Source organism: Haladaptatus sp. (genome assembly GCF_049589095.1).
Lineage (GTDB): Archaea > Halobacteriota > Halobacteria > Halobacteriales > Haladaptataceae > Haladaptatus.
This window is the reverse complement of the sequence record NZ_JBAWAC010000509.1, coordinates 1-9,250: the sequence shown is the minus strand read 5'-3', so window position 1 is coordinate 9,250 and position 9,250 is coordinate 1. Positions and strand designations below refer to the sequence as shown.

The following is a 9,250-nucleotide window of genomic DNA, read 5'->3' as shown; positions in this document are numbered from 1 at the left end:
GGCTGGCTCTTCGCCGAGGAATCGAGCGCGAACTGGTGGTCGAACGCCCCGATACAGGCCACGACTCCCCCGACGATGAGGAATACACCGAGGAAAAACAACCCGTAGGTTACCCACTTCGAGCGTTTCATGTTCGAAAGCCGAGTTTCTGGTTGCATAAGTTTTCTGATCGAAGATAAACAATTATTACGATTGCGCAAAATCTACTAGCTTTTATTTCGGTTCCCGGAATCGTATCACCGAAATCCACATCCTCCTACACGACGAACTACCAGTCACCATGGGGGGATATCTGGTCGCAATCGACGGGTCGGGGGCGAGCATGGACGCGCTCCGGTACGCACTCGACCTCGCACGGAGCACGGGACAATCGGTGACGGCGATTCACGTCGTCGTTCCCGAGGAAATCATCGCGGCGGACGACGTACCGCCGACGAGTTTCGCCGAGGCGAACCGCGATCTCATCCTGTCGAACGTCGAGGACGCCGAAACGCACGGACAGGAACTACTGGACGATGCGGCGGCGGCCGCCGAGCGCGAGGGGACGGACCTCGATACCGGATTACTGTACGGCGAACCGGTACAGGAGATCACGGAGTACGCCGACGACAACGGTTACGACGCCATCTTCGTCGGCCACCGCGGCGCGTCCGAGCGGTTCGAAACGCTGTTCGGCAGCGTCGCGAAGAACGTGGCGGGACGGGCGACGGTTCCGGTAACCATCGTCAGGTAGCGGTACCGTCACCAAATAGCAGCCTTTCGATAGGTTCAGGAAAATATTTTCCGGAGCGGTATTCTGATACCCGTTCGGGTAGACGACCCGCACATGGATGTCGAAATCTCCCAATCGGACCTCACGGGGACGGCGCGCGCACCGCCGTCGAAGAGTTACACACATAGAGCAATCCTCGCGGCGGGCTGTTCCGGCGGCGCGCTGGTGTTCGACCCGCTGATCAGTGCGGACACGAAGGCGACCATGCGCGCCGTCGAAGCCTTCGGCGGCGACGTGACGGATACCGGCGAAGCGATCGAAATCGACGGCTTCGGCGGCGAACCGGGGACGCCAGCGGACGTGCTCGACTGCGGGAACAGCGGGACAACTACGCGACTCGTCTCGGGAACCGCGGCGCTGGTCGATGGCATCACCGTGTTGACGGGCGACGCCTCGCTCCGCTCGCGGCCGCAGGGACCGATGCTCTCGGCGATCGAGCAACTCGGCGGGAGGGGCGAAAGTAGCCGCGACAACGGGAAGGCACCGCTCGTCATCAAGGGCCCGGTGTCGGGCGGGACGGTCTCGATTCCCGGCGACGTGTCCTCCCAGTACGTCTCGTCCCTGCTGATGGCGGGGGCGCTGACCGAGGACGGGGTGGAAATCGAACTGGAGACCGAACTCAAGTCCGCACCGTACGTGGACATCACGCTGGAACTGCTTTCCGACTTCGGCGTCACCGCGAAGGAGCAAGCGGACGGCTACTCGGTCGCTGGCGGTCAGTTCTACGAACCGAGCGACGGGGAGTATCACGTCCCCGGCGACTTCTCGTCCATCTCCTACCTGCTCGCGGCGGGTGCTATCGCCGCCGAGGACGGCGAGAGCGTCCAAATCGAGGGCGCGTATCCGAGTGCACAGGGCGACACGTACATCGTGGACGTGCTGAAGGACATGGGCGGGGACGTCGATTGGAACCGGAACGACGGCGTGTTGACGGTCAAACAGTCGTCGCTCTCGGGGACGACGGTGGACGTCGGGGACACGCCCGACCTGCTCCCGACCATCGCGGCGCTCGGTGCCTCCGCGGACGGCGAGACGCGCATCGAGAACTGCGAGCACGTCCGCTACAAGGAGACCGACCGCGTGACCGTGATGGCGAAGGAACTCTCGAACCTGGGAGCGAAAGTCGAGGAAGAGGACGACGCACTCACCGTGTACGGCGGCGAGTCCGACCTCGTCGGGTCCATCGTGGACGGCCACGCGGATCATCGGATCGTGATGGCGCTCGCCGTCGCCGGTCTCGCGGCCGACGGGACGACGATGATAGCGGACGCCGAACACGTCGACGTGTCGTTTCCCGACTTCTTCGAGGTGCTCTACGACCTCGGCGGCGACGTGCAGCGGTAATCAGAAAGTCGTCCCCGATTCGGACGTTCCCGTTTCAGTGGTCTCGTTTCCGACGGGCATCTCTGTCTCGGTGACCGGTTCGTTCCCGGACGTCGTCTCGTTTCCGGACATCGTCTCGGTAATCGTCTCGTTTCCGGACATCGTCTCGTTTCCGGAAGACGTCTCCGTCTCGGTGGTCGTCTGCTTCTGACACGTCGAGGTGATGCCGACACCGTCCTGACCGGCATCGACCAGAATGACGTTCGTGTCACAGCCCTCCATCGTCCACTCCGCGGTGCGCCACATTCCGTTGTCGAGTTGGACGTTCACTTTGTACGTGCCTGCTTCGAGGATGTTTCGCCGGTTTGCGACCCAGCCAGGAAAGAGATAGAAATCCGATTTGTATCGTTTCTTCCCCCGATTTCCTTTTATCGTCACCGTGACGACCCGCCGTTCTTCGAAGTAGTTACGAACGCGCAGGCTCACCGGTTTCGAGGCGTCCTCGTCATCGAACGGGAGGCGGCCAATGCAGCCTGCGAGACTGCCAGCGAACCCCGTCAAAGCGAGGAAGCGACGCCGATTCATCGCCTCCGTGTTGGGGTTCCGGGTATAAATTTTCTTTCGGCCGTCGTGGCGAAACGTTCCGCGGTCTGTAACCTCTAAATGCCCCGGTCACACAGACACGGTTATGAACGGAAATCGATTCGGACGCCTCTTTCAGGTGACGACGTACGGCGAGAGCCACGGCGAGGCGATGGGAGTCACGATCAGCGGCTGTCCCGCCGGTCTCGAACTCTCGACGGAGGACGTACAGGCCGACCTGGATCGGCGCAAACCCGGACAGTCGATGATAACCACCAGTCGAAACGAACCCGACGCAGTAACGATCAACAGCGGGGTTCAGGACGGCTACACCACCGGAACGCCCATTGGTATGGTCATCCAGAACAAGGACGCCCAGTCCGGGAAGTACGAACCCTTCATCACCGCGCCGCGCCCGAGCCACGGCGATTTTACCTACTCCGCGAAGTTCGGCACACGAAACTGGGGCGGCGGCGGTCGGTCGTCCGCGCGCGAGACGGTAAACTGGGTCGCGGCCGGAGCGGTCGCCAAGAAAATCCTTTCGTCGGTCGGCGTCGAACTGAAAGCCCACGTCAACCAGATCGGCGACGTTCGGGCCGACGACGTGACGTTCGAGGAGATGCTCGAACACAGCGAGGAGAACGAGGTTCGCTGTGCCGACCCCGACGCCGCCGAGGAGATGCACGAATTGATCGACGACTATCAGGAACAGGGAGACTCCATCGGCGGGTCGATCTACTTCGAGGCCCGTGGCGTCCCGCGTGGATTGGGTGCACCGCGCTTCGACTCCGTCGAAGCACGGCTCGGACAGGCCATGATGTCGGTTCCCGCGTCCACCGCCTTCGAGTTCGGACTCGGGCGGGAGTCGCGCGAATGGGCAGGCCACGACAGAAACGACGAATGGGAGTTCGACGAAAACGAGGATCCGAAACCCGTGGAGAACCGTCACGGCGGGATTCAGGGCGGCATCACGTCCGGCGAACCGATTTACGGCGAGGTCACGCTTCACGCACCGACGTCCATTCCGAAGACCCAGACCACGGTCGACTGGGAGACGGGCGAGGAGAAGGAAGTACAAGTCATCGGCCGACACGACCCCGTCCTTCCGCCGCGCGGCGTGCCCGTCGTCGAAGCCATGCTCGCGTTGACCCTCGTGGACTTCATGCTCCTCGGTGGTCGAATCAACCCCGACCGACTGGACGCACAACCCGGCGAGTACGATACCGACTACCATCCCAGTCGCCCCGAGTAGTCGTCCCGGGACGTAATTTTATAACGTTTGAGGGAGAGAATATCATCGTATCGTAGATGAATAGAACGAATGCGGGCGGTGACAACGGAGAACGAGGGCCGACGCTCGTCACATCGAATCCTCGTGGATACCACACCTGTTATGATACCACATCGAGAGTGCTCAGCGAAGTCGTCATCGAATCGATTGCCGCGATTCGAAACGTGGACCCGACCGCCACCCGAATCCCGTTGATGGAGGTAGTCGATCCGGATGCGCTCGACGCACTCTTCGCCGATACCTACCAAGGAGAGGAACGAACGGACGGTCACATCGTGTTACCCTTCGACGGACTCACCGTGTTCGCTCATTCGAACGGACACGTCTTCGTTCGTGAAACTCCCAACACGGTGAGACACTGATACCGGCGTTCCATTCCACGAACACAGTATCGGAAGCGACAACCGGTAATCGTCCGCTCGCGCACGAAGCCAGATTCGGTCCGCCTATATTTATTCACGGACAAATTTATTACGAATTGATGCGTATGGCGTGTACGGATAGCATTGGTACTACGGTAACAAGGGTAATATTGGTATAGCAATGTCGCTGTAAATACCCATGAAATCGCCGATGCCACCCGAATTCGCGGACGGAGAGAACCGCCGTCCACAACGCCGTCTTCGGCGTTGTGGACGGTCGAAAAAACATCTGCCGCCCCAATATTAACCCATAATACTGATATATCACACAGTATCCAACCTCCAGCGGGTATCGGACGAGTCGAACAATCGTCGAACGTATCGTCCATGACCGACACAGATCACGACTTCGAGACCGGAAGTAGCGTCCTCGTCGATGCGTCCGCCGCTGACTGCGAACGGACGAACGGTCACTCATCCCTCTACGACGAGACGGACGCGTTGGTCGCGGTGACGTACGACCGATCCGCCGATTCGTTCCTGCGAGCGTGGCGACGACGTACCGGAACGGTTCCGGAGTTCGTTCGGATCATCGAAGTCGGGCGAACGATGCGCTCGACGGCGGACGAATCGACGATGGACGACTCGATGGCGGACGACTCGACGGCGGATACCCCGCCCGACGAACGATCCGCGCGAGTCGTCGAAACCGTCGAACGGCCGAACGACCTCGACGGAGTTCGGGAGGCGATGGCATCCGCACTGGCGGCGTCGGACGGCGAGACGGTGCTCGTCTTCGACTCGCTCACCACCCCGACCGAACACGTTTCGCTCCACGAGATGATTCCGTTCTTCAACGCCGTTTCGAACCTTCTCACGGATGCCGACGCAGTCGGCTACTTCTATTGTGAGGAATCGTCAGATATCTCGGCGGTCGATATCTCAGCAGTCGCTCCGTTTCGGGCGCTCGTGGACGAGACGGTCGAACTGAACGGCACGAACGACGTGGCTCGTCCACAGACGCCCCGGGACGGACCGCCGCTCGATACCCTATTCGAGGCACTCAGTTCGAGACGCAGACGTGACGTGCTTCGGTACCTCCTCGACACCGAGGATGCGGTCGACATCAGCGAATTGGCGACCGCAGTCGCTCGCCTCGGACCGGGCGGAGGATCGACGCATAACCAACACCGCAAGTACTATTCGACGCTGTATCAGCTTCACCTCCCGAAACTCGACTCAGCGGGCCTCATCGACTACGACGAGTGAAACCATCGCGTCTCCGTTCGGGACGGTGCACGATGGGCGGAGTCGTTTCTCGCGCTCGTCGAGGAGTAGCCCCTTTTAGGCTCGCGACACAAGCGGGGGTATGAACGCGAAGCAGGAGGAACGCTCGAACCCGTTTGGGATGGATGAAGCCTGCACGAACTGCGATCTGTGTAAAACACGCGAGCAGGTCGTCCACGGCTACGGCGACGTGGACGCCCATTTCCTGTTCGTCGGCGAGATGCCCGGCGACGGTGCGGACGAAACCGGCGTTCCCTTCACCGGCGACGCGGCGGGGGAGCGACTACAGGAGATTCTCGGACGACTCGGATTGAACGAATCCCCGCCGGACGCCGAGGAACCGGAGATCGAGAACGCGTTTCTCACCTACGTGACCCGCTGTCGTCATCCTGAGCGCGGACCGACGGACGGCGAAATCATGACCTGCGAGCCGTATCTGAACGCCGAGATACGGATGATAAACCCGGAAATCCTCGTCCCCATCGGGGAGGGCGCGCTCGCGGAAATCGCGACCGAATACACGACGAAACCGGCGGCCGACATCGACATCGTGGCGGACCACGCGACGACGATTCGCGGACGCGGATTCGAACTCGTCCCGATGATTCGGCCGGAAAACCAGACCGAAGAACAGACCGAAGCGTTCGTTCAGCACTTCCACGAGTTGATGGACACGGATTATCGCCAGACGAAGGGACGACAAGGTCGATAATCGAGAGAGAAGGAGGCAAGAAACGGACGAATCGGTTACCAGTACGGGTTCTGCCGCCAGCGCTTCGACCGACCGCCGACGTGTGCGACCCCGGCGATGAGGACGACGAGCAGCGCGACCGTCACGATTGTTGCAGTGCCCGAAAGCGTGTTGATGACGAGGGAGACGAGCGCGCCGATGACGAGCAGCGCGAGAACAACGACACCGAGCAGACCGAGGGGTTTCGTCCAGTCCATGGTCGAAATCGGGTCGGTGGAGGCATAAAATGGTGCCTTTCAAGGCGCTCCCGAACCGACGGGCGGGTATGACCACCATCGCCGTGTTGGCCGACCCGCCACGCGAAGGGTTCGTCCTCCCGGAACTCGCCGAAACGTCGCCGCTCTCCGCGAGCGAGGCGGCCGAACTGTACGCCGCCATGTTGAAGGACACCTTCGTCGCGGTGGCGAACAGCGGCGGCGAACTGCTCGTCAACTACCGTCCCGACGAGGCGATTCCGGACGAGTATGCGGGCGACGAAAGTTCCGAGGAGGAGCTACGCGCGCTCGCAGACGAGGCGCTGGAAGGGACGGACGACGTGCGTTTCGAGGTCCAGGTCGGGGAGACGCTCTCCGGACGCGCCGGAAACACGGCGACGCACTTGCTCGAAGAGGAAGGGGTGGCTACGGTCGCTATCGTCGATGGAACTGCACCGATGCTCACGCGAAAGGAGATCGACAGCGCGGCGATGAAACTCCGGCGGAGCGAGGTCGTCCTCGGCCCCGCCGCGGACGGGCGACTCTACTATCTCGGCGCGACGGACACCATCGACTTTGCGGACGTGTACACGCCGCCGGAGCTCGAAACGGCAACCCAGCGCGCCGTCGATGCCGGTCACGACGTGGACTACCTGCCAGCGATGACGAGCGTTGAGACGGGAGCAGATTTGTGCTCGTTGATTCCGCTTCTCAATTCGCGCATCGCTGCCGAGCGAATCGTCCCGGTCAACACGGCGTCGTATCTCCACGAACTCGGCGTTCACGTCGAGGAGCGGGACGGAAAACGGACGGTAGTTCGGTAGCAGGAGCGGGTTCGTCAGTCGGCCGACGCGACGGCACTCGGTTTTTCGCTCGAATCCTCCGATCCGATCCGCCAGCCAGTGGCCGCCATCACGAACAGGATGACCGGCGAGAGGATGCCGAAGAAGTAGAACCACATGTAGTCGAGCGTGGGCACGCCGAGCGCCGCTGCCATGTAGATGGCTCCGGCGTGCCACGGGATGAGCGCACCCGTCGGCGTCCCAGCGGCCTCGACGGCCCGCGAGAGTTCGCTGCTGTCCAGCCCGTGTTCGTCGTAGACGTTCCGGAGCGTCATGCCGGGGACGACGATGCTCATGTACTGCTGGGCCGTGAGCAGGTTCGTCAACGTGGCCGAGATTCCGGTTCCGAAGACCAGCAGACCGGTGCTGTTGAGCCCCCGGGAGAGGTAGTACGCGAGGGTGGCGAGGACGCCGGTCTTCTCCAGCAGTCCGCCGAGCGCGAGCGCGAGCACGACGACTGCGATTGTCCACGCGGACCCGCTGATGCCGCTGTTGGCGAGCAGGTTATTGACCAGTTTCATCCCCGTTTTGGGTGCGGTTCCGCTCAGGGCGACGTTCCACGCGGCCGTGAACGACATCCCCTGCACGAGGATGGCCGTCCCAGCGCCGGAGAAGATGCCCGCGATGAGCGACGGGAGGGCGGGATAGCCGTAGAGCGCGAGTCCGAAGGTGACGACCAGCGGGACGAACACCAGCGGTGAGATGGAGTACGTGCCCAAGAGCGCGTGCTGGATGGCGGCGGCCTTGCCGCCCTCGGTGCCACCGCTCGCTTGGAGACCGAAGAACGCGAAGAGGACGACCGACAGGCCGAACGCCAGCAGCGTCCCGGTTCGCATCCGGTTGATGTGGTCGTACAGTTTGGTGTTCGTCACCGCCGCCGCGAGGTTCGTCGTGTCCGAGAGCGGCGACTGTTTGTCACCCGCGTACGCGCCGGAGAGAATCGCTCCGGCGGTCATCGGCGCGGGAATCCCGAGTCCCGACCCGATACCGATGAACGCCACGCCGAGGGTCCCCACCGTCGTCCACGACGACCCGATAGAGAAGGCGACGAGTCCCGACAGTATCGCCGTTATGGGCAGGAAGACGGACAGGGAGAGTAGTTGCAGTCCGTAGTACATCAGCCCCGGAATCGTGCCGGAACTGATCCACGTGGCGATCAGCGCGTAAATCGAGAACAGGATGAGAATCGCCTGCAAGCCCATCATCAGACTGTTGGTGAGTCCATCGTACAGTTCCTCCCAGGAGTAGCCGAAGACGTAGTATCCGACGAGGCCGGTGAACGTGATGGCCCAGAGCAACGGCATGTGTGGGTCCATCCCAAGCCACGCCGACCCGACCGCGAGAAAGACGATGGTCGCAAGGACGGGTAAAAGCGCCTGTTTGAACGTGGGTCGCCGCTCCTCCGGCAACTCCTCGTACGTCATCGGCTCGAAATCCAATGATGGCATCGTACCCCGGAAAATGCACCTGGAGAATTAAACGCTTATGGTACGATGTCTTGGGATAATATTTCAGCCTCGCAATTCGTTGCGTTGGATACGTCCGTGAGCCGAGACCGACGGTACGTAGAAGCGGTGCCGAGTAGAGCCAACCGTGGTGGGATGGCAGAGCGACCTATTGCGCCCGGATCGAAAACAGGTCAGTTGGATTCTGGCGGGAGATCCCGTAGGTGGGTAGCTGGTACGATCTCTCGTGAAGAAAATCAGGCCACAGTCAGTGCGAAACCCAGAATAAAGGCCACCAAGGCAATCACGACGAGAACGGTAGAAACCGTTTGACTGGACGAATCCGTCTCGACATCGAAGCCCCACCTACCGGATAGAATACCGATACCGACGAAGATAGC

Annotated in this window: 10 protein-coding genes; 7 read left to right on the top strand and 3 right to left on the bottom strand. The window is 61.6% G+C overall.

Features of this window, described 5'->3' with window-relative positions:
• Positions 1-280 precede the first annotated feature (280 nt).
• Positions 281-733 carry a universal stress protein gene (locus tag WBV42_RS15850; RefSeq protein ID WP_423986880.1) on the top strand — a complete coding sequence of 151 codons (453 nt, stop codon included), beginning with the start codon at positions 281-283 and terminating at the stop codon, positions 731-733.
• 93 nt (positions 734-826) lie between these two features.
• Positions 827-2,116, top strand: coding sequence for a 3-phosphoshikimate 1-carboxyvinyltransferase (gene aroA, locus WBV42_RS15845; protein ID WP_423986879.1), 1,290 nt, complete (start codon positions 827-829; stop codon positions 2,114-2,116).
• Here the strand turns inward: aroA and WBV42_RS15840 are convergent, their stop codons facing one another.
• Positions 2,117-2,680 (bottom strand): hypothetical protein, encoded by a 564-nt coding sequence (locus WBV42_RS15840; RefSeq protein WP_423986878.1) that lies wholly within the window; start codon positions 2,678-2,680, stop codon positions 2,117-2,119.
• 103 nt (positions 2,681-2,783) lie between these two features.
• Between WBV42_RS15840 and aroC the strand changes: the two genes are divergently transcribed.
• The 4 genes from aroC (at position 2,784) to WBV42_RS15820 (ending at position 6,329) form a co-directional block, all read left to right on the top strand.
• Positions 2,784-3,929 carry a chorismate synthase gene (gene aroC / locus WBV42_RS15835; protein WP_423986877.1) on the top strand — a complete coding sequence of 382 codons (1,146 nt, stop codon included), beginning with the start codon at positions 2,784-2,786 and terminating at the stop codon, positions 3,927-3,929.
• 56 nt (positions 3,930-3,985) lie between these two features.
• The gene (locus tag WBV42_RS15830; RefSeq protein ID WP_423986876.1) at positions 3,986-4,330 is read left to right on the top strand and encodes a HalOD1 output domain-containing protein; all 345 of its coding nucleotides are present in this window, start codon (positions 3,986-3,988) and stop codon (positions 4,328-4,330) included.
• Positions 4,331-4,717: 387 nt separating this feature from the next.
• Positions 4,718-5,599, top strand: coding sequence for a DUF7504 family protein (locus tag WBV42_RS15825; RefSeq protein WP_423986875.1), 882 nt, complete (start codon positions 4,718-4,720; stop codon positions 5,597-5,599).
• A gap of 100 nt (positions 5,600-5,699) precedes the next feature.
• A complete protein-coding gene (locus WBV42_RS15820; RefSeq protein WP_423986874.1) occupies positions 5,700-6,329 on the top strand; it encodes a uracil-DNA glycosylase in 630 nt (209 codons plus the stop codon).
• Between the two features lie 35 nt (positions 6,330-6,364).
• On the opposite strand, the gene WBV42_RS15815 is transcribed toward WBV42_RS15820, so the two are convergent.
• Complete coding sequence (locus WBV42_RS15815; protein ID WP_423986873.1) at positions 6,365-6,565, bottom strand: hypothetical protein; 201 nt, start codon at positions 6,563-6,565, stop codon at positions 6,365-6,367.
• A 68-nt stretch (positions 6,566-6,633) separates the two neighbouring features.
• Here WBV42_RS15815 and WBV42_RS15810 point away from each other — a divergent pair, with 68 nt between their 5' ends.
• On the top strand, positions 6,634-7,386 hold the full coding sequence (locus WBV42_RS15810) for a TIGR04282 family arsenosugar biosynthesis glycosyltransferase (RefSeq protein WP_423986881.1): 753 nt from the start codon (positions 6,634-6,636) through the stop codon (positions 7,384-7,386).
• A gap of 14 nt (positions 7,387-7,400) precedes the next feature.
• Here WBV42_RS15810 and WBV42_RS15805 read toward each other — a convergent pair whose 3' ends face one another.
• Positions 7,401-8,852, bottom strand: a complete 1,452-nt coding sequence (locus WBV42_RS15805) for a Na+/H+ antiporter NhaC family protein (RefSeq protein ID WP_423986872.1) — start codon at positions 8,850-8,852, stop codon at positions 7,401-7,403.
• Positions 8,853-9,250 lie beyond the last annotated feature (398 nt).

Excerpts from the sequence above, each read along its gene's own strand:
- WBV42_RS15850 (WP_423986880.1), top strand. The coding sequence starts at position 281 with ATGGGGGGATATCTGGTCGCAATCGACGGGTCGGGGGCGAGCATGGAC.
- aroA (WP_423986879.1), top strand. The coding sequence starts at position 827 with ATGGATGTCGAAATCTCCCAATCGGACCTCACGGGGACGGCGCGCGCA.
- WBV42_RS15840 (WP_423986878.1), bottom strand. The coding sequence starts at position 2,680 with ATGAATCGGCGTCGCTTCCTCGCTTTGACGGGGTTCGCTGGCAGTCTC.
- aroC (WP_423986877.1), top strand. The coding sequence starts at position 2,784 with ATGAACGGAAATCGATTCGGACGCCTCTTTCAGGTGACGACGTACGGC.
- WBV42_RS15830 (WP_423986876.1), top strand. The coding sequence starts at position 3,986 with ATGAATAGAACGAATGCGGGCGGTGACAACGGAGAACGAGGGCCGACG.
- WBV42_RS15825 (WP_423986875.1), top strand. The coding sequence starts at position 4,718 with ATGACCGACACAGATCACGACTTCGAGACCGGAAGTAGCGTCCTCGTC.
- WBV42_RS15820 (WP_423986874.1), top strand. The coding sequence starts at position 5,700 with ATGAACGCGAAGCAGGAGGAACGCTCGAACCCGTTTGGGATGGATGAA.
- WBV42_RS15815 (WP_423986873.1), bottom strand. The coding sequence starts at position 6,565 with ATGGACTGGACGAAACCCCTCGGTCTGCTCGGTGTCGTTGTTCTCGCG.
- WBV42_RS15810 (WP_423986881.1), top strand. The coding sequence starts at position 6,634 with ATGACCACCATCGCCGTGTTGGCCGACCCGCCACGCGAAGGGTTCGTC.
- WBV42_RS15805 (WP_423986872.1), bottom strand. The coding sequence starts at position 8,852 with ATGCCATCATTGGATTTCGAGCCGATGACGTACGAGGAGTTGCCGGAG.